General features: G+C 68.6%; 18 protein-coding genes. 5 read left to right on the top strand and 13 right to left on the bottom strand.

What is annotated here, in order from left to right:
• Positions 1-2: 2 nt before the first annotated feature.
• The 13 genes from CGU35_RS07690 to CGU35_RS07750 form a co-directional block, all read right to left on the bottom strand.
• The gene (locus tag CGU35_RS07690) at positions 3-800 is read right to left on the bottom strand and encodes an ABC transporter permease (RefSeq protein WP_100810928.1); all 798 of its coding nucleotides are present in this window, start codon (positions 798-800) and stop codon (positions 3-5) included.
• Positions 800-1,645: an ABC transporter ATP-binding protein gene (locus tag CGU35_RS07695; protein WP_100810929.1), complete on the bottom strand. Its 846-nt coding sequence runs from the start codon at positions 1,643-1,645 to the stop codon at positions 800-802. Before CGU35_RS07695 ends, CGU35_RS07690 begins: the two co-directional genes overlap by 1 nt.
• A gap of 80 nt (positions 1,646-1,725) precedes the next feature.
• Positions 1,726-2,826 (bottom strand): ABC transporter substrate-binding protein, encoded by a 1,101-nt coding sequence (locus CGU35_RS07700; protein ID WP_157813915.1) that lies wholly within the window; start codon positions 2,824-2,826, stop codon positions 1,726-1,728.
• Positions 2,827-2,917: 91 nt separating this feature from the next.
• The gene (locus tag CGU35_RS07705; protein WP_100811353.1) at positions 2,918-3,397 is read right to left on the bottom strand and encodes an aconitase X swivel domain-containing protein; all 480 of its coding nucleotides are present in this window, start codon (positions 3,395-3,397) and stop codon (positions 2,918-2,920) included.
• A complete protein-coding gene (locus CGU35_RS07710; RefSeq protein ID WP_100810931.1) occupies positions 3,394-4,674 on the bottom strand; it encodes an aconitase X in 1,281 nt (426 codons plus the stop codon). Before CGU35_RS07710 ends, CGU35_RS07705 begins: the two co-directional genes overlap by 4 nt.
• 257 nt (positions 4,675-4,931) lie before the next feature.
• On the bottom strand, positions 4,932-5,861 hold the full coding sequence (locus tag CGU35_RS07715; protein WP_100810932.1) for a carbohydrate ABC transporter permease: 930 nt from the start codon (positions 5,859-5,861) through the stop codon (positions 4,932-4,934).
• Between the two features lie 8 nt (positions 5,862-5,869).
• Positions 5,870-6,847: a carbohydrate ABC transporter permease gene (locus CGU35_RS07720; RefSeq protein WP_232711184.1), complete on the bottom strand. Its 978-nt coding sequence runs from the start codon at positions 6,845-6,847 to the stop codon at positions 5,870-5,872.
• Between the two features lie 3 nt (positions 6,848-6,850).
• Positions 6,851-7,765, bottom strand: a complete 915-nt coding sequence (locus CGU35_RS07725) for a phosphodiesterase (protein WP_100810933.1) — start codon at positions 7,763-7,765, stop codon at positions 6,851-6,853.
• A 52-nt stretch (positions 7,766-7,817) separates the two neighbouring features.
• Positions 7,818-8,594 carry a tyrosine-protein phosphatase gene (locus CGU35_RS07730; protein WP_181003369.1) on the bottom strand — a complete coding sequence of 259 codons (777 nt, stop codon included), beginning with the start codon at positions 8,592-8,594 and terminating at the stop codon, positions 7,818-7,820.
• A gap of 38 nt (positions 8,595-8,632) precedes the next feature.
• A complete protein-coding gene (locus tag CGU35_RS07735) occupies positions 8,633-9,979 on the bottom strand; it encodes an extracellular solute-binding protein (protein WP_100810935.1) in 1,347 nt (448 codons plus the stop codon).
• A 60-nt stretch (positions 9,980-10,039) separates the two neighbouring features.
• Positions 10,040-11,176 (bottom strand): ABC transporter ATP-binding protein, encoded by a 1,137-nt coding sequence (locus CGU35_RS07740; protein WP_100810936.1) that lies wholly within the window; start codon positions 11,174-11,176, stop codon positions 10,040-10,042.
• Between the two features lie 101 nt (positions 11,177-11,277).
• Positions 11,278-12,186: a MurR/RpiR family transcriptional regulator gene (locus CGU35_RS07745; protein ID WP_100810937.1), complete on the bottom strand. Its 909-nt coding sequence runs from the start codon at positions 12,184-12,186 to the stop codon at positions 11,278-11,280.
• Positions 12,187-12,319: 133 nt separating this feature from the next.
• Positions 12,320-13,423 (bottom strand): hypothetical protein, encoded by a 1,104-nt coding sequence (locus tag CGU35_RS07750; RefSeq protein WP_100810938.1) that lies wholly within the window; start codon positions 13,421-13,423, stop codon positions 12,320-12,322.
• 196 nt (positions 13,424-13,619) lie between these two features.
• Here CGU35_RS07750 and CGU35_RS07755 point away from each other — a divergent pair, with 196 nt between their 5' ends.
• Genes CGU35_RS07755 through CGU35_RS07775 form a run of 5 tightly spaced genes read left to right on the top strand, consistent with a single transcriptional unit; the run spans position 13,620 to position 18,781 of the window.
• A complete protein-coding gene (locus CGU35_RS07755) occupies positions 13,620-14,117 on the top strand; it encodes a MaoC family dehydratase (RefSeq protein WP_157813916.1) in 498 nt (165 codons plus the stop codon).
• Positions 14,114-15,055, top strand: a complete 942-nt coding sequence (locus CGU35_RS07760; protein WP_269800321.1) for an SDR family oxidoreductase — start codon at positions 14,114-14,116, stop codon at positions 15,053-15,055. Before CGU35_RS07755 ends, CGU35_RS07760 begins: the two co-directional genes overlap by 4 nt.
• A 5-nt stretch (positions 15,056-15,060) precedes the next feature.
• Positions 15,061-16,677, top strand: a complete 1,617-nt coding sequence (locus CGU35_RS07765; protein ID WP_181003368.1) for an AMP-binding protein — start codon at positions 15,061-15,063, stop codon at positions 16,675-16,677.
• Entirely contained in the window at positions 16,674-17,555 is an 882-nt protein-coding gene (locus CGU35_RS07770) for an amidohydrolase family protein (protein ID WP_100810941.1), read from the top strand. The genes CGU35_RS07765 and CGU35_RS07770 overlap by 4 nt, the downstream gene beginning before the upstream one ends.
• Positions 17,552-18,781: an acyl-CoA dehydrogenase family protein gene (locus CGU35_RS07775; RefSeq protein ID WP_100810942.1), complete on the top strand. Its 1,230-nt coding sequence runs from the start codon at positions 17,552-17,554 to the stop codon at positions 18,779-18,781. Before CGU35_RS07770 ends, CGU35_RS07775 begins: the two co-directional genes overlap by 4 nt.
• Positions 18,782-18,802 lie beyond the last annotated feature (21 nt).

Genomic DNA, 18,802 nt, shown 5'->3' on the forward strand with positions numbered 1-18,802 from the left:
GCCTACGCGGTCGTGTTGCGCAGGCCGTAGACCGATTCGTGCCACGGGATGAAGAAGCGCTTCAGCTCGTTCACGATCAGGTACAGCGCGAGTCCCAGGAGCGACAGCCACAGGATGAGCGCGAACGTGAGCGCGGCATCCAGCTGGTTCATGCTCGACACGACGAGGAATCCGAGTCCCTGGCTGCCGGCGATGTACTCACCGACGATCGCACCCGTGGTGGCCAGGACGATGCCGACCTCCATGCCCGCGAACAGGTAGGGCTGGACGCTGCGCATCTCGAGCTGGAAGAGGGTCTGGGTGCGCGTGGCGTTGAGGCTCTTCATGACCTCGCGCTGACCCTGCTCGACCGAGCGGACGCCCAGCAGCATGTTCAGCATGATCGGGAAGAACGCCAGCAGGGCAGACAGCCAGATCTTCGACGTGATGCCGAACCCGAACCAGATGACGAACAGCGGGATGAAGGCGACCTTCGGAGCGACCTGCGTGATCACGATGAGCGGGCGGACGCTCGCCTCGAGCCAGGGCAGCTTGCCGAGCAGCACGCCGACGACGACACCCGTGACGACCGCGATCGCGAATCCGATGAGGATCTCCGACAGCGTCGTGAGGGTGTGCCCCCAGATGCCCGGGGTGGAGAAGAGTCCGATGAACTTCTCACCCACGGCCGCGGGGGGCGGGAACAGGAACGGGTTGACCTGTCCGATCGTGACGACCAGTTGCCAGATCACGATGATCACGACGACGAGGACGGGCGTCACGATCCAGGGCAGGATCCGCATGACTTTCTGACGGTTCATCAGTTCTCCTCGTCGATGTCGTGGCGGAGCTTCCGCACGATCTCGTTGAATTCGGCGGTCGTCGTCGTGTCGATCGTGCGGGGCTTCGGCTCGGCGACCGGCAGGATCTGCCGCACACGCCCGGGACGCGGCGTCATGTGGACGACGCGGTCGGCGAGGAACACCGCCTCGGGGATGTCGTGGGTGACGAAGACGACCGTCGATGCGGTCTCGAGGACGATGCGCTGCAGCTCGAGGTTCATCCGTTCGCGGGTGAGTGCGTCGAGCGCACCGAAAGGCTCGTCCATCAGCAGCAGTTCCGGCTCGGTCGACAGCGCGCGGGCGATCGCGGCGCGCTGACGCATCCCGCCCGAGAGCTCACGCGGATAGGACTTCTCGAATCCGCTGAGCCCGACGAGCGCCGCCAGTTCGGTGGCACGGGCCCGCCTGGCTTGTTTGCTCGCCCCGCGCAGCTTCATCGGCAGGGCGATGTTGTCGAGAACGGAAAGCCACGGGAACAGGTTGCTCTCCTGGAAGACGAAACCGAGCTTGGTGATGGCCGATTCGTCGACGGACGTTCCGCGCCACAGGTTGTTGCCGTCGACCTGGATCGTTCCGGCGCTCGGTGCGAGCAGACCGCCGATCATGCGCAGCAGGGTGGTCTTTCCGCAGCCCGACCGTCCGATCAGGGCGATGAACTCACCGCGCTCGATGGTGAGGTCGACGCCGGAGACGGCGTGCGTGGTTCCGGATCGCGTGACGAAGTCACGCCCGACGCCTGCGATCTTCAGACGCGGGACCGCGTCCGTCGATCCTGTCGAGGGGGTGCTCCCGCTGGGGGACGGAGTCGGGATCGGGGTGCTCATAGGGGCATCATCGCTCTCGTTTCAGGGGAAGGTGGTGGCCCCGCGGAGTCCGCGGGACCACCACCGGGTGGATGCGAGGTTCAGTCGGCGGGCAGCAGATCGCTCGTGATCCAGGCCGACGGGTCGGCGCCGCCCTTGAGCAGACCGCCCTCGACGTAGGCGTCGTAGATCGTCGTCCAGTAGTCCTCGTCGTTCTCGAGCAGCCCGACAGTGCCGCTCGAGTCGATCCAGGTCTCGGAGGTGTAGGTTTTGAGGGCCTCCACGGCGATCGCGTCGTCGTTCAGCGCCGCGAAGTCCCAATCGCCGCTGTCGCGGAGGGTTGCGAGGACGTTCGCGAAGTCGTTCTCGCTGTCGTCGATGATCTCCTGCGTCGCCTCCTTGATCGCGGCGAGGAACAGCTCGATCTCTTCGACCCGCTCGGGGTTCTCGAGGTTGGACTGGGTCGTGATCCACACCTGACGCTCGGGGGCGTCCACGAGTCCGGCAGGGCTCGACACGGCGTCCGAGTTCTGCTCCGTGATGCCGATCGAGGTGTCGAGGCTGACGACATAGCCGTCGAGCTGACCCTGCTTGACGAGCTCGTACGTCGCCGACGTGACGGGGACGGCCTGGCGGGTGACCGAGTCACGCGGCACGCCGGCCTCATCGAGGGCGAAGTTGAGCATCTTCTCGCTCGTGCCGCCGACCGAGCCGAGGCCGATGACCTTGCCCTCCATGTCCGCGGCGGATTCGATCGGGTTGTCCTCGGTCGAGATGACCCGCAGGTTGCTGCGGTACGCCATGGTGCCGACACCGATGATGGGCTGACCGGACTCCATGCCCGGCATGACATCGACGGTGCTGACGCGGGTGATCGGGGTGGCGCCGCCGAGGAGCGTCTGGATCGCCGCCGAGGTGCCCTGCACGGGCTGCAGCTGGACGTCGAGGCCGTAGTCCTCGAAGATCCCGGACGAGTAGGCGTACATCTCGGGCGTGAAAGTGAACGACTGGAGCGGGAGGAACGACACCACGACGATGTCGTTGAGTTCGGCGGGGGCCGACTCTCCGTCCGTCGAGGGTGCGGTGGCCGTGCCCGAGCATCCGGCGAGAGCAAGCGCGGCGGCCGCGGCGAGCGCCGTGACCGTGATCCGGATGTCGCGGCGGAAAGACCAGGGGCTCTGTTTCTGCATTGCTGTGGACATTTCGACTCCTGTGTCGGCTGGTCCCGCCCGCGACTGTGCGGGACGGTCCAACGAGTGTGCCGAGCCTAGCCCGCGAAAGAAACGCTTCTTTTTACTGGATGGAAGCGACCGGGTGAACTCGTGCCGTCGTCGCGCGGCGCAGCACCGTGACGACGCCGTTGTCTCCATCGACGCGGAGCAGATCACCGGTGCGGATCACATCGAGCGGATCGGGTGCGGCTTCGACGACGGTCGGGATGCGCGTGACGATGGCCCCGAGCACCGCCTTGGTCGTGACGACGTTGAACACCATCGCGGCGGGCGCCGTACCCATCAGGCGCGTCGACTGGAAGAATCCCGACCACCCGGACGAACCCTTCGCGCCCGGGAAGACGAGGACCTTGCCGGTGAAGCACACGCCGAAGAGCTCATGGCGCGGCTCGATCACCGTGCCCGTCGCGACATCGATTCCGCCGAAGCCCGAGACCGGATCGCGGGTCACGAGCGCCTCGGCCTCAACGGTCCCGGGCACGATGCCTCGTCCGCGCAACTCGATGATCGGCTCGCTCTGTGCGTCGCCGTCGGCGCTCATGCGAGCCCACCGCGCCAGCGCCCGGTGACGGCCGCGTCGACGCACTCCTCGAGCGTGCCGAACCAGGCCTCGATGCCGAGGATCGCGGGCAGGTAGTGCGCCTGTTTCGCGGAGTCGGTCGCGAACACTTTCGTGCCCGGAGGGGCCGCACGCGACATGGCCGGGCACGAGTCGGTCAGCACCTTGCCGCCTGCGCGCGTGATGGTGCGGGTGTATCCGTTGCGGTCCGCCATCGTGCGCAGGGCCCGGGGCGTCATGACCCAGAGCTCCGTGCCGTCGTTCAGCCGCTTGTCTTCGAGCAGGTGCGCGACCAACGCGATCTGGTCGAGCGAGGCGTGCGGGCAGCCGAGCAGGATGAAGTCGACCTCGTCGCTCTGGCCCTGCGCGTTGAGGGTGTCGTACACCCAGCGCCGCTCGGCGGCGCCGTACCGGATCGGTTCGGGGATCGCTCCCCCGCCGAACGCCGCCTCCAGCGTCGGTGCCTCGGGGGTGATGCCCGGGATGTGGAAGATCTCGACGCCGCCGGAGGTCGCGGTCGCGGCGCCGAAGTGCTTGAGGTCGGCGAGGTCGGGCTGGGCGAGCGATCCGACGATCGCCGGACGCGCCTCCTGCACCAGCTCGCCCACGTAGTAGCCGAGCATGCCCCACTCCTGGAACGTGTCGATGCGCGCGTCGGCCTGCAGCAGGTGGGTGGCGTACCGGTTCTCGGTGATGTGGTTGCCCCAGTACGGGATCTTGCCCGTGAGCGAGGCCGCACCCGTCGACGCGCCGCCCTCGCAGTTCGTGCGGGCGCCGAGCACCGAGTTGGCGTAGACGACGGCGGAGGACTCCATCCAGGCGACGTGCTCGCCGCGGACGGGCAGGTTGCCGACCTGGTACGGCGTGCAGGTCGCCAGGATGTTCACGCCGCGCTCGGAGTAGTAGTTCTCTGCATCCGTCTGCAGCTCGATGGACTGGGGCGAGTACGCCGTGAGTCCCTCCGCGTCGTCCGAGAATCCGTGCTGCAGCTGGCAGGTGGGCACCTTCATGCGCGGGATCTCGATGTCGTCGTCGCAGTCGAGGTTGATCACCGCGTAGGCCTTCGCCCACCCTCCCTCGCGCACGAGCTGCGCCTTCGCGGGCGAGGGCTGCGTCATCGTGCCGGCGACGTTGCGCGTGTCGACGAGGCGCTCCGCCCCGAGCGCCTCGCCGTACCGGATGAGCAGGTCCATCGCCGCGGCGACCGCCGAACCCTCGGCGCCGTCGCGCATCCGCATCTCTTCGTCGGTGAGATTCATTCTGTCCCGCGCGGAAGGCCGTCATGCGTCTCGGAGAGAATCAGAAACATGCGTGGAGCTCCTCTGCGTCCGCTGGCCCACCGCGCCGGGGGCCGATGACAATGTCGCACAGCAGCGAGCAGAACCGCGGCGGCGGTTTCACTGGCCGAAAGGCCCCATCGTCGTGGTCTGCCTCCCGCCGCAGGCTGAACGGTTGGCTGCGGTCACACATCCACGTCCCCGGGGCTGGAGGACGCGCCGTCCGAGTGCCACACCTGCTACTTCAAACCCGACCGGACGAAGGCGTCGACCACATACCGCTGGAGGAAGATGTAGATCAGCAGCACCGGGACGCACGCGAGCCCGGCCGCCGCCATGGTCGCACCCCAGTTGTTGCCCTCGGCAGAGAGGAAGCTGCGCACCCCCACCTGGACGAGTGCGTCGCCCTGACGCATGATCAGGGTCGGCCACAGGTATTCGTTCCAGGCCGAGATGAACGCCATGATCCCGAGGGCGGCAAGAGCCGGCTTCATGTTCGGCACGACCACGCTCCAGAGCGTCGACCAGCTCGACCGCCCGTCGAGGTGGGCGGCCTCGAGCAGCTCGCGGGGGAATGCACGCATGTGCTGCACCATCAACAGCACGGCGAACGCGCCGGCGAGCTGGGGCACGACGACCCCGCCGATCGTGCCGAGCAGCCCGAGCTGGGACACCAGCAGATAGTTCGGGATCATCGTCACCTGGAACGGCACGAGCCACGAGCCGATGAACAGGAACATCAAGAGCTTGCGGCCCGCGAAGTCCCACACCGCGAAACCGTAGGCTGCGAGGACGGCGATGAACAGCTGCGCTGCGGCGAGGATGAGGGACATCGCGAACGTGTTCAACAGCATGTTGCCGATCGGGATCGCTTCCCACACATAGGCGAAGTTCTCGAGGCTCAGGGGCCACGGCAGCAGAGTCTGGTCGAGGGCGTTCTCGGGTGCGCGCAGCGCGGTCGCGAACATCCAGTACACGGGAAAGATGCTGAAGAGCGCGAGCACGACCAGCACGACGTGCCCGACGACCACACCCGAGCGCGTGCGAGACGCGACGGCGCGGTCGTCGACTGCCTTCCGCGATCGCGCGACGGATACAGCTCCGACCGGGGCGTCGGTGACGGGTGTCCGCGATGCGATGGCGGGTGCGGTCACGGTGACGAAAGACATCGGGATCCTTAGTTGTCGTAGAAGCTGAGGCGATCCTGCAACTCCAGGAAGATGAACGCGATCACACCGAAACCCGCGAAGAAGATGACACCGGCGGCCGCGGAGATACCGGCGTCGAAATTCTGGAACCCGAACTGATACAGCAGGTAGTAGATGTTCGTGGTCGAGTTCGTCGGCCCTCCCTGGGTGAGCAGGTCGATGATCGGATACGTCCACTGGGCCGCCAGGAGGATCGTCATCAGCGCGAGGAAGACGATCGTCGGCGACAGCAGCGGCAGCGTGATGCGACGGGTGATCGTGCCGGTGCCGGCCCCGTCGAGGGACGCCGCCTGGCCGTACTCGGGGCTGATCCCGGCGAATCCGGCGGCGACGACGAGCACGCCGAATCCGAGCATCTGCCATCCGACGATGACGATCACGGCCCAGATCGCGAGGTCGGCGTCGCGGAACACGTTGGGCATGTCGATACCGGCACTCGCGAGCACGGTCGCCACGGCCCCCTGCTCGGCGAAGAGCCACCGCCAGACGGCGCTCGTGGCGACGGGGGTGATGAGGAACGGCACGAAGATGAGCGCCTGGTAGAACGTGCGCAGCCGCCCCTGCACCTGTCGTGCCAGGAGCGCGATCGCGATCGGCAAGACGAGCGAGAACACGAAGAACGCCGTGATGTAGACGACGGTGTTCCAGAGAGCGGTGTGCAGCTCCGGCAGGGCGACGACCTCGGCGTAGTTCTGCATACCGACGAACGTCTTCGGGCTGGTCGGCAACAGGTTCCAGTCGTAGAACGACAGTCCGAAGGTCTGTGCCAACGGGCTGTACGTCCAGACGATGAGGAATGCGACACCCGGCAGCACGTACAGGTAGGGCACGAGGGTGCCGGGACGGATCCGACGCCGCCGGGGCGATGTCGGCGCCGGATCCGCGTCCGTGCTCGCCGTCGCGTGCGCGGCGGCGCTTCGCGCGGGCGGTGTGACGGCGAGGAACACGGGTTACTCCGCGCCCGTGGCGACGGATGCGTCGACAGCGGCGACCTGCTCGGCCGGCGTCATCTTCATGAAGGCCTCGAGCATCTCGGGCGTCATCTCGTACACCGTCGGGTACTGGCCGATCGGCACGACCGAGTGGAGCACCCGGTCGCCGTAGACGTGCACGAGGTTGTACGACTGCGCGCCGTCCTGACCGCGCGCTCCGGGGTACACGACGTTCAGGTCCTGCGTGTAGCAGGTCGCCGAAGCCACCGACACGGGGATGCCGGCGAACGTGCTGTGCGTGGAGTAGTGCAGGTGACCGCCGAGGATGCCCCGGACATCGGTTCCCTCGATGACCCTTGCGAGGCGATCCTGGTCGCGCAGCTCGACGAGGGCGATGAGGCCGAGCGGGCTCGGCACGGGCGGGTGGTGCAGCGCCAGGAGGGTGCCGTCGGGCGCGGGCACCTCGAGCTCGTGCGCGAGCCACTTGAGCTGCGCGTCACTGATCTCGCCGTGGTGGCTTCCGGGCACCGTGGAGTCGAGGGCGATGATGCGCAGGCCGTTGACGTCGTACACGCGGTCGACGGGCTGGGACTGGTCGCCGTCCTCGTCGAGGAGGCCGCGTCGGAACGCGACGCGCTCATCGTGATTTCCCATGACCCAGATCACCTCGGCCCCGAGCCGCTCCGCGGCGGGTTCGACGAGGGCGCGCAGGCGCTCGTACGCGTCGGGCCGTCCGGTGTCGGCGAGATCACCGGTGAAGACGATCGCCTCGGGACGGGCGTTCGACTTCGCGAAGCCGTCGAAGAGCTCGGCGAGATAGACGTCGGAGTCGACTTTGTCGTGGAGCAGTTCTCCCGTGCCGACGAAGTGGGTGTCGGAGACGTGCAGGATGAAGTGCTCGGGTTCGGGGTGCTGCCCCTGGATGCGGTTCATGATTGCTCCTGTCGTGTGTGATGAGGGCGCGATCTGCGCGTGGACGGATGCGTCAGCCGACGAGTGCGCGCGTCAGCCGATCGAGTTCACCGTCGGTGAGTCCCTGGCGGCGGAGGTACTCGCGGATCGATCCGTGCTCGTGATCGATCCGTTCCAGCACAGCCTCCATGACCGGCGCCGGGCTCGCCGTGACGAGCTCGACGATCTCGGGCGTGAGTTCTTGTCCGCGGCCGGTGAATGCGGTGAGCATGGCGTCCGCCCACTCCCCCGCGAGGTTCGCCGACGTGGCGGCATAGTCGGCCACCACCTCGTCGCGGTCCACACCCGCCGCCAGCAGGGCGAAGGCGACGACGAGGCCCGTACGGTCCTTGCCTGCGGTGCAGTGCACCAGCACGGCTTCGTCGTCCCCCGCCTCGGCGATCACGCGGATCGCCGAGGCGAGATGGGCGCCCCGCTCGTCGACCATGTGGTCGTACACCTCGGCCAGGCCGATCCGTGCGCCGGCCTGGCGGGCCGGGGCGGCGTCGTCGAACACGGGCAGGTGGTGCACCCGTGCCGCGAGGCCGTCGAGCGCGCTCGGCGCCGTGAGCCTCTCGTCGCCGCCGCGCAGGTCGACGACATGTGCGACGCCGAGGTCCGCGAGGCGCGCACGCCCCTCTTCGTCGATACGGTGCAGGGCGTCGGAGCGGAACAGCTTGCCCCAGCGAGACGTGGCGTCGCCGGCGCGGTAGCCGCCCGTGTCGCGCAGGTTGTACAAGCCGCTCACGCGGTGGTGGCGCACAGGGCCCCGCTGCTCGGCGGTCGGGGCATCCGTCGTCCCGCCGCTCATTCGACTCGTCCCGCCGCTCATTCGATTCGTACCGCCGCTCATTCGATGAGTCCCTGGGCGCGCTCGGCGGCCGCGGTCATCGTCTCGGCCGGGTCGGCGCCGTAGAAGATCGACTCCTCGATCGCGGTGGCCAGCACCTGGTCGACCTGCGCGTAGCTGTCGCCCGGGTACGACACCCACGGCTCGAGCGCGTCGAGCTGATCGAGGTTCGGCTGCACGAGGGGGTTCGCCTGGACCCACTCGTAGAGGGGGCCGCCCTCCTCTGTCATGCTCGCACGCAGCGGCAGGTAGCCGATCTCGGTCGAGATGACCTCGTACGCCCTCGGGCTCGTCATCCACTGCATGAGCTCCCACGAAGCCGCCTGCTTGGCCGGGTCGCTCGCGAACATCGCCAGAAACGAGCCGGAGTTGGTCGGGACGACCGGCTTGTCGCCGAACGCGGGCAGAGGGCGAGCGTCCAGCGTCCAGCCACCCGCCTGTGCACCGCCCATGAAGGCACCCTGCAGGGCCGAGGTGTTGACGTGGATCGCGGTCTTGCCCTGGGCGAAGGCCTCGTACTGCGTCGTGGCGTCCTCGTTCGTGAGGATCCCGTCGTCCCACATCGCGCGGAACGTCTCGACCGTGTCGATCGCCTCGTCCGAGCCGAACTCGATCGTCGTGCGGTCGTCGCTCAGCACGCGCCCACCGTTCGACAGGAACAGTCCCTGCATGCACCAGCTCCCGCCCGTGATGACGCACGACGCACTCATGGACGGCGCTCCCGTGGTCGCGGTGATCTGGGCCGCGGCCTCGGCGACGGCGTCCCACGTCGAGAGGTCGACCGTGGCGGGGTCGAGCCCGGCCGCCTCGAACTGCTCCTCGTTGATCCAGAGGATCGGCGTCGAGAACACGTACGGCAGGCCGTACGTCGCTCCCTCCCAGTCCGCGAGCACCTGTGCGCGCTCGTGGTAGGGGTACTCGCCGCCGAACTGCTCCGAGAGGCCTTCCTCGCCCACGAGCTGGGTGAGGTCGAGCGCCCCGAGGGTCGTGGCGGCGAAGTCGAGCTCGTTGAAGGTCAGCTGTGCCACGTCGGGCGGGTTGCCAGCGAGCACCTGCTGCTGCACGCTCGCCGCCGTGCTGGCGGACGAACTGGGCTGCCCCACGACGGTGATGTTCGGGTGCTCGACCATGAACTCGTCGAGCAGCGTGTTGATCGCGTCCGACCAGGTGCCGACGTTCGCCAGGTTGTACGACTCGAACACGATCTCGACCTGCTGGTCGTCGGCGAGTTCGGTGAGGGATCCGGATGCCGTGGCATCCGTTCCGGCGGCGGTGGCGCAGCCTGCGAGGGTGATGCCGAGGAGCGCCAGCGAGGCGATCGAGGCGCGACGAACGGAGGTGTTCATGAGGGGTGTTTCTCCTGTGGTGTGGGATTCGGGTTCGGGATGGGGGTCTGGGTTCGAACGTCAGGGGGCGAGGGCGACCGTGCGATCGATTGCCGGCGCGGGGGCGGGCTCGTCGACCCATTCGAGGCGGCGGCCCGAAGAGCGCTCGAACAGGTGGGCGTGCGAGGCGTCCGCGTGCAGGGTCACCTCGTCGCCGCGGGTGCATACGACGTCGCGCGAGGTGCGCACGTGTACCCGACCGGCGCCCGTGCTGCAGGTCAGGATCTGTTCGCCGCCGAGGTTCTCGACGATGTCGACGCGACCGACGAGCGTGATGCCACTGCCGTCGATCGGTCCGCGCGTCACGGCGAGGTGCTCGGGGCGGATGCCGAGGACGACATCCAGATCATCCGTCGTCCCGGGCCAGAGATCACCGGCGACACCGTCGGCGGTGACGGCCACGGTGCCGTCGATGGTCGTCACCCGAGCGTCGAGGAGATTCATGGCCGGACTTCCGAGGAAACCCGCGACGAAGACCGACTCGGGACGGTCGTACACCTCTTCGGGGGTGCCGTACTGCTCGATCCGCCCCGCGTTCAGCACGACGATCTTGGTCGCCATCGTCATCGCCTCGACCTGGTCGTGGGTGACGTACACGAACGTCGCGCCGAGGCGCTGGTGCAGGGCCGTGAGCTCGTGGCGCGTCTGGGTGCGCAGCTTCGCATCGAGATTGGACAGCGGCTCGTCCATCAGGAAAGCCTTCGGGTTGCGGACGAGGGCTCGGCCGACGGCGACGCGCTGACGCTGTCCGCCCGAGAGCTCCTTCGGCTTCCGATCCAGCAGATGTCCGATCTCGAGGGAGTCGGCGACCTCCTGTACGCGTCGGGCGATCTCGCTCTTCGAGATCTTCTGCACGCGGAGCGGGAACGCGAGGTTCTTCCGGACGCTCAGGTGCGGGTACAGCGCGTAACTCTGGAAGACCATGGCCAGGTCGCGCTTCTTCGACGGAAGGTCGGTGATGTCGGCGCCGTCGAGCCGGATGCGTCCGGTCGTCGGCTCGAGCAGCCCGGCGATCATGCGCAGCAGCGTGGTCTTGCCGCAACCCGAGGGACCGAGCAGCACGACGAAGTCGCCGCGCTCGATCGTCAGGTCGATGTCGCTGACGGCCGCCGTGTTCCGGAAGCTGCGTCCGATCCCGGTGAGCTGGATCGTGCCCATGAGACGCTCCCCGCAAGCGTCTCAGTTCTCGGGAATCTCCCGTGAAATTCGCTTGCACCCAGATTCAAGGGAGCGAAAGTAAATTGCAAGGAAATGGGACGTCAACGGATGCCGGTGGCTCCGGAAACATCCCGCTCCGCGCCTGCGTCCTCCGTGACGATGCCGAGCACCTCATCCCGGACCGCGGCGCGAGCCCGCTCCGCCGTCTCCTTCATGCGCTCCGAGACCGCCATCTGCAGCGCCGAGAGCACCAGGTGCTGCACGAGCCCGCTGCCGACCATGCCCTGGTCCCAGGCCTGGAAGCGCGCCCCGGCGATGAGCAGGAGGGCGGCGTTCTCCGCGAGCGGCGCACGCGTGAAACTCGTCACGCCGATCACGGTGGCTCCGGCCTCCGCCGCCGCCGCCGCGACCGCGAGGGTCGCGGCGTTCGCGCCGCTCGAGCTGACGACGAGGCACACGTCCCCGGGCGAGAGGACGCTGGCCGTCAGCTGCTGCACGACGCCATCGGTGGGCGCCTCGCAGGATCGACCGTTCATGACGAAGGCGACCGCGACCGACTGAGCGGCTGGTCCCGAGGCCCCGGTGCCGGCGACGAGCAAACGCGGAGCGCGAGCGATCGCCTCCGCCGCGGCGTCGAACACGTCCGGATCGACCGAGGCGAGCGAGGTCTGGATCACGTCCGACGCGCCCTCGGCGAGAGCATGGAGCCACCCCGCCGTGCCCTCGGCTCGAATGCCGCCGTCCCTGACCGCAGCGCCGAGGTCGCGCACGAGCAGAAGGCGCAGGTGCTGGAACCCGCGGAATCCGAGCGCCTGACTCATCCGGGTCACGGCGGCTGCCGAGGTGTCTGCAGCTTCCGCGAGATCGGCGCCGGACATGTTCACCACGTCCTCCGGGCGCTCCGCGCAGATACGTGCCGCGCGTTGGGCGCTCGGGATCAGGGACGGCAGAACCGCGAGGATGTGATCGATCGTCCCCCCGACGGGCGGCTCGGTGGCGCGTGCGTTCATGAGTTCGGGTCTACCACGTCTTCGCGACGCCCAGGTGGCCGAGAGTTCACCGCCGGAGCACCGACGGCGATCCGGCGCCGGCCGAGGCGCCGCATCCGCACCGCGGGCGGCTGCGCGTCCCGCCCGCGGCGCCCTACCCGTCGACCTTGGTGGATGAGAAGGGGATCGCGCGAGGCGGGTTCAGGGTGAAGACCTCGACGACCGCCGAGACACCCGCGTTGTCTGCGCCGGCGACGACGATCTGCACGTTCGTCGGATGACTGAGCAGCCGCACCCGGTCGGGGGTGTCGCTCCCGCTTGCCGTGTCCGGTGTCGAGTCGGGGTGATCCGCGGGCAGCCGCCAGCGGCTCTTGTTCGACAGCGCATCTTTGCCGACCCGTGCCAGATCGGCCCGATCGCGGACAGCGTTCTCGAAGATGAAGTTCCGCAGGTCGTCCTTGCTCCATCCCGCGTTCGCGAACAGCTCGGCGTGCTCGGGAACGAGCACGAGCAGCGTGGAGGTGTACTCGTGGATGAGGGCGCCCGTGCGGCAGATCGTGTCGACGAAGTCGAGGGCGAGCTGCTCGGGGATCATCGTGTGTCGCGCCTCGATGTGCACGACCGAGCGGATGACGAACATCGTCGCGACGCTGTCGGTGGGCTCGAAGCCGTGCTCGACCGAGAACGAGGGCCAGGGGCTCTGCTCCTCGTTCTCGGCGATGACCGCCGTCACCTTCGACGGGTTGCCCTGCGTTGCCTGGTCGAGCCCGTGCGGGTGAAGGCCGAAGACGTTGATCAAGCCGAGGCGGATGGCTCGCCCGATCGTGGCGTTGGAGCGGAAGCCCCCGCCGAAGATGTTGCCGCGGCTGTTGATCTCGAGCTCGGTGCGCGCGGGTCCGTTCACCAGGAGGAACGGCGCCGTGCCGGTCGTCGACTGCCAGATGCCGCGGGCGGGGTGCGGCTCTTTCGCCACCGACTCCCACGCGGCGATCACGGTCGGCAGGTACTCGGGCTTGCAGCCGGCCAGAGCCGCGTTGAGCGCGGCGAGGCGCACCGTGATGCTGCGGTTGAGGTGGGCGACCGTGAAGAGGACCTCGGCGGGATCCCGGTCGACCGTGGCCAGGAACTCTGCGAGATACGACTCGGTGACGGGAACGACGGGCAGTCCGTCCGTCCACTCGTTCTGGAAGTAGTACTCGACGGCGTCGATGATCTCGTGGGAATCGACTTCGGGCGTGCTGGACACCGTGACAGACATGCGTGGAACTCCTCTGTAACCGCTGATGTGAGCGCTGACCCGCCGCGCCGGGGGGCCGCAAGCAATGTCGCATAGGGCCGCGCGGGCCACCGCCGGTGGTTTCACTGTTCGAAAAGCCGCGTCTCAGGGTGACTGTCACACGGCAGGATGGCGCAGGTACCCCATCACGGGTACCCGATCAGGCAAGGAAGCCCGCATGACCGACAATTCCCCGGCGAGCACGCCGGAAGCCTCCGAGCAGCTGCAGGTGTTCACGACGATCGACGAGGTCGGCAGCATCGAGGGCCGGGCTTTCGGCCCCTCGACCTGGCGCGCGATCCCGCAGGACGACATCGACCTCTACGCGCAGCTCTCGGGCGATGACAACCCGATCCACGTCGATGCCGAGGCCGCCGCCACGTCACCGTTCGGCGGGCGGATCGCGCACGGGATGCTGACGCTCAGTATGGTCGTTCCGCACCTGCGCGAGATCTACAAGGTGTCGGGCACGAGCACGGGCATCGTCTACGGCTTCAACAAGATACGGTTCCCGAACGCCGTGCCCTCGGGCGCGAGCATCCGCGTGCGTGGGACGGTCGCGAAGGTGGAGGAGATCCCCGGCGGCTGGCAGGTGACCCTGGCGCTCGTGTTCGAGGTCGAGGGCGCGACGAAGCCGGCCGTCGCGGCCGAGCTCGTCCTGAGGCACTACAGGTGAGCGGCGTGGGCATGAATGCGGGAGGTCTCGAAGACATTCGTCTCGACGGTCGCGTCGCGATCGTCACCGGCGCGGGGCGCAGCCTCGGGCGCGCTTACGCGATCGCCCTGGCCGACGCGGGCGCCGCGGTCGTGGTGAACGACGTGGACGCGGGCTCCGCGGCCGACGCCGTGACCGAGATCGAGGGCCGCGGCGGGCGGGCGATCGCGTCGGTCGGCCCGGTCGGGTCGGCCGAGACCGCGCAGCAGCTGGTCGACGACGCCGTGGCCGCCTTCGGTCGCCTGGACGTCCTCGTCGCGAACGCCGGGGTGCTGCGCGACCGCGTCCTGTGGAAGATGTCCGACGACGACTTCGACGCCGTGGTCGCGACTCACCTGCGCGGAACGTTCACGACGGGACGAGCGGCGGCGATCCGGATGCGCGAGCAGGGCGAGGGCGGACGCATCATCGTGATCGGCTCGCCCGCGGGTCAGTTCGGGTCATTCGGGCAGACCAACTATGCCGCCGTCAAGGCGGGGCTCGTGGCGATGGCGCGCACCTGGTCGCTCGAGCTCGCCCGGGCCGACATCACGGCAAACGCCGTGATCCCGATCGCGATGTCGCCCATGACCGGCACGATCCCCGCGTACGCGGAACTGTACGAGCGTTATCTCGCGGGCGAGCCCATTCCTCGCGAGATCCGCCGCGACAACGGGCTGGGCGGGCCCGAAGATGTCGCACCGCTCATCGTCTGGCTCGCCTCCGAGAATTCGCGGACGGTCACCGGGCAGGCGATCGGCATCGGCGGAGACCGCCTGACCCTCTACGCGCACCCCGCCGTGCTCGATGTCGACTTCTCCGACGGCGGCTGGAGCGCCGCAGGGATCGACGCCAGCTGGCAGGAGCGTTTCGCCCCTCAGGCGCAGACATCCGGTCCCCCCTCTCGCGCGGAGGGGTGACGTACGTGATCCGCATCCACTACTCCGACCTCTGGCAGGGCATCGCGCGCGAGGCGCCGGAGCGCACGGCGATCATCACGCGTCACGGTGACATGACATGGGGGCGGTTCGCCGCCGAGTCCGGTGCCCTCGCCCGCTACCTGGTCGACGAGTGCGGGCTGCAGATCGGGGATGCCGCGGCGACGCTGCTCTACAACCGGCCCGAGTACCTCACGTTCACGTGGGCCTGTCTGGCGACGGGTGTCGCGCCGGTCGCCCTCAACTACCGCTACACGGCCAGCGAGGTACGGGCGCTGTTGATCGATTCGGACTCGAAGGTGCTCTTCGCGCCCGCGTCGTTCGGCGCGATCGCCGCCGAGGCCGCGGCGGGCCTCGACATCCCGATCGTCCTGGTCGACGACACGGACGGCATGTTCGACAGCTCCTCGATCCCCGGCGCCATCCGCTACGACGACATCGTGGCGACGGGCGGTTCCATGCCGGCCGAGGCTCCCGCGGGCGCCGTGCTGCGCCTCTACACGGGCGGCACGACGGGCGCGCCCAAGGCGGTCGAGTGGGATCTCGACACCCTGCTCGAGGCCCGCCGCCAGTCCACCTGGGCCGTGACCGGGATCGAGCCGCCGACGACCCTCGAGCGCGCGATCGAGATCGCCATCGACCCGGCGACCCCGCGAGTCGTGACCCTGCCGATGAGCCCGATGCTGCACGGCACGGCCCAGTCGATGACGATGGGCACGCTCTCGCTCGGCGGCACGATCGTGCTGCACGCGTTCGCGAGCATGGACCTCGACGAGGCCTATCGGCTGCTGACCGAACACCGGGCGACGCGGCTCATCGTCGCCGGGGATGCCCTGGCGCTGCCGCTCGCCGAGATGGCGGAGCAGCACCACGGACTCCCCCACGTGAAGTGGATCTTCTCGTCCGGCATGCGGTTCAGCGACGACGTGAAGCGTCGCCTGCACTCGATCGGCGACCTCGAGATCATCGACCTGCTGGCGTCGAGCGAGGGCGGTCCCTACGCGTTCGGCATCACGAAGGGCGTCGACGACCTGCCGGCCCGGCTCGTGCTGACGCCCGGCGCCGTGCTGCTGGACGAGGACTACAACGAGATCTCGCTCGAGGCCGGAGCCCTCGGCATCCTCGGCTACCGCGGCGTGCTACCCAAGGGCTACTACGGCGATCCCGAGAAGACGGCGAAGACCTTCCTCCAGATCCGCGGGCACCGCTACGTCGTGCCGGGCGACTGGGCGCGTTCGAACGGCGACGGCACGATCGATCTGCTCGGGCGCCTCTCGGCCGTGGTCAACACCGGCGGTGAGAAGGTGTTCCCGTCCGAGGTCGAAGAGGTGCTGCTCGCGCACCCGAGCGTGGGCGACGCGATCGTATTCGGCCTGCCGCATCCGCGATTCGGAGAGGCCGTCAGCGCGATGGTCGCACCCGCGGAGGGCGCCGAGATCGACAGCGCCGAACTGCTCGGGTTCGTCGCGTCGCGACTGGCCGGATTCAAGAAGCCGCGGCACCTCTTCGTCCGCGAGACGCTCGGCCGCTCGATCACGGGCAAGGTCGAACTCGCGCGGGTGAAAGAGGACGCGCTGCGCGAACTGCAGGAGGCGAACGCATGAGCCCGATCCCCGGATTCGACCCCGACGCACTGACCGCGATCGACGTGCACGTGCACGTCTCGATCGACTCGACCGGTCGTACGGCGTCGCCGCCCGCGCTGACCGAGGCGCTCGCGAAGTACTTCAAGAGCGACGAGAAGCCGCGGGATGTCGACGCCACCGCGGCCTACTATCGCGAGCGGCAGATGGGCGCGGTCGTCTTCACCGTCGACGCGAGCACGAACCTCGACCATGCGCCGAACAGCGTCGACGAGATCGTCGAGGGCGCGGCGCGCAACGCGGATGTCCTCATCCCCTTCGGCAGCGTCGACCCTCTGCAGGGTGAGGCAGCCGTCGACGAGGCCCGCCGACAGGCGTCGATCGGCGTACGCGGCTTCAAGTTCCACCCGACCGTGCAGGCGTTCGATCCGTCCGACCCCGCCTACACCCCTCTGTTCGACGCGATCGAAGAGCTCTCGCTGCCGATCATCGTCCACACCGGGCAGACCGGCGCTGGTGCGCAACTGTCGGGCGGATACGGGTTCCGGCTCGGCCTGTCGAATCCGATGCTGCTCGACGACGTCGCGGCGCGGCATCCGGACCTGCAGATCGTGATGGCCCACCCGAGTGTGCCGTGGCAGGACGAACAGTTGTCGGTCGCAACCCACAAGAGCAACGTCTGGATCGAGCTCTCGGGCTGGTCGGCGAAGTACTTCGCGCCCTCGCTCGTCCGCGCGGCCCGCACCTACCTGAACGCCAGGACGCTCTTCGGATCGGACCTTCCGGCCCTGACCCCCGACCGCTGGCTGAGGGACTTCGACGCGCTCGAACTCCCGGATGCGGCCCGCCAGGCGATCGTCAAGGACAACGCCGTGCGACTGCTCGGACTGGGCCGATGAACGAGCCGACCTCACCGTTGGCGCGGGTTGCCGCGACCGCACCGCGACGGGGCGGGCCGCCCACCGACCTGCTGGGCTATGCCGCCGATCTGCTGAGCACGACGGAACGCGCGAAGCTGCAGGCCCTGCGCGATCTGCTCGAAGAGAGGGCGCGTCCGCACCTGGCGGAGTGGTGGGAGGCCGGCGAATCCCCCGCGCACCTGCGCACGGAGCTCGCGGCCCTGCGCCTCGAGGACGACCCGGCGCTCCTCGATGCGGACGGGGCCCCGAACCCGTACTACATCGGCTTCAAGCACTTCGAGTTCCAGCGCTTCGACGCATCCATCGGCACGCTCTACGGCGGCCAGGTCGGCATGTTCCGCACGGTCGTGCGCGAGGGCGGCAGTCCCGAGCAGGTTGCGCGCCTCGATCCGCTCATTCCCTCTTTCGAGCTGACCGGATGCTTCGCCCTCACCGAACCCGAGCACGGTTCCGATGTCGCGGCCGGCATGCAGACGATCGCGACGCGCGAAGGCGACTCGTGGCGCATCACCGGGCACAAGCGCTGGATCGGCAACGCCGCACTCTCGGATCTGATCTTGGTCGTCGCAAAGGACGTCGCCGATGGGGCCGCCAAGGCCTTCCTGGTGCCACGCCATGCGCCCGGCGTGACCGTCACCGACATCCGCGGCAAGATCGCGCTGCGCATGGTGCGGAACGGCGACATCACGCTCGACGACGTCGTGGTGCCCGAGTCCGAGCGGCTGCAGCGCATCGACTCGTTCCGGGACGTCTCGGCGATCCTCGCCCAGCTGCGCTACGTCATCGGGTGGAACGCGGCCGGCCTGCAGATCGGCGCGTACGAGGCGGCGCTCCGCTACGCCCTCGGTCGAGAGCAGTTCGGGCGGCCGATCGCCGGTTTCCAGCTGATCCAGGAGAAGCTCACGCGCATGCTCGGCAATGCGACAGCGACACTGTCGTTCGCGGTTCGCCTGACCGACCTGAAGGTGCGGGGCGAGCTCACCGAGACCGTCGCCGCGTTGGCGAAGACCTGGGCCGCCGACCGTGTGCGCGAGACCGTCGCGCTCGGTCGCGAGATCGCCGGGGCCGAGGGCATCCGGGTCGACAATGACCTCGCCCGTTACTTCACCGACGCCGAGGCGGTCTACACGTACGAGGGCACGCACGAGATGAACTCCCTCATCGTCGGGCGCGCGATCACGGGGCTGTCGGCGTTCACGCGCTGACCCGCTCTTCCCCGACGTAGA

It is taken from the genome of Microbacterium sp. BR1 (genome assembly GCF_002812725.1).
In the GTDB taxonomy this organism is placed as follows: Bacteria; Actinomycetota; Actinomycetes; order Actinomycetales; family Microbacteriaceae; genus Microbacterium.

Bases quoted from the DNA above. Each gene is read 5' to 3' on its own strand.
- CGU35_RS07690 (WP_100810928.1), bottom strand. From the start codon at position 800: ATGAACCGTCAGAAAGTCATGCGGATCCTGCCCTGGATCGTGACGCCC.
- CGU35_RS07695 (WP_100810929.1), bottom strand. From the start codon at position 1,645: ATGAGCACCCCGATCCCGACTCCGTCCCCCAGCGGGAGCACCCCCTCG.
- CGU35_RS07700 (WP_157813915.1), bottom strand. From the start codon at position 2,826: ATGTCCACAGCAATGCAGAAACAGAGCCCCTGGTCTTTCCGCCGCGAC.
- CGU35_RS07705 (WP_100811353.1), bottom strand. From the start codon at position 3,397: ATGAGCGCCGACGGCGACGCACAGAGCGAGCCGATCATCGAGTTGCGC.
- CGU35_RS07710 (WP_100810931.1), bottom strand. From the start codon at position 4,674: ATGAATCTCACCGACGAAGAGATGCGGATGCGCGACGGCGCCGAGGGT.
- CGU35_RS07715 (WP_100810932.1), bottom strand. From the start codon at position 5,861: ATGTCTTTCGTCACCGTGACCGCACCCGCCATCGCATCGCGGACACCC.
- CGU35_RS07725 (WP_100810933.1), bottom strand. From the start codon at position 7,765: ATGAACCGCATCCAGGGGCAGCACCCCGAACCCGAGCACTTCATCCTG.
- CGU35_RS07730 (WP_181003369.1), bottom strand. From the start codon at position 8,594: ATGAGCGGCGGGACGACGGATGCCCCGACCGCCGAGCAGCGGGGCCCT.
- CGU35_RS07735 (WP_100810935.1), bottom strand. From the start codon at position 9,979: ATGAACACCTCCGTTCGTCGCGCCTCGATCGCCTCGCTGGCGCTCCTC.
- CGU35_RS07740 (WP_100810936.1), bottom strand. From the start codon at position 11,176: ATGGGCACGATCCAGCTCACCGGGATCGGACGCAGCTTCCGGAACACG.
- CGU35_RS07745 (WP_100810937.1), bottom strand. From the start codon at position 12,186: ATGAACGCACGCGCCACCGAGCCGCCCGTCGGGGGGACGATCGATCAC.
- CGU35_RS07750 (WP_100810938.1), bottom strand. From the start codon at position 13,423: ATGTCTGTCACGGTGTCCAGCACGCCCGAAGTCGATTCCCACGAGATC.
- CGU35_RS07755 (WP_157813916.1), top strand. From the start codon at position 13,620: ATGACCGACAATTCCCCGGCGAGCACGCCGGAAGCCTCCGAGCAGCTG.
- CGU35_RS07770 (WP_100810941.1), top strand. From the start codon at position 16,674: ATGAGCCCGATCCCCGGATTCGACCCCGACGCACTGACCGCGATCGAC.
- CGU35_RS07775 (WP_100810942.1), top strand. From the start codon at position 17,552: ATGAACGAGCCGACCTCACCGTTGGCGCGGGTTGCCGCGACCGCACCG.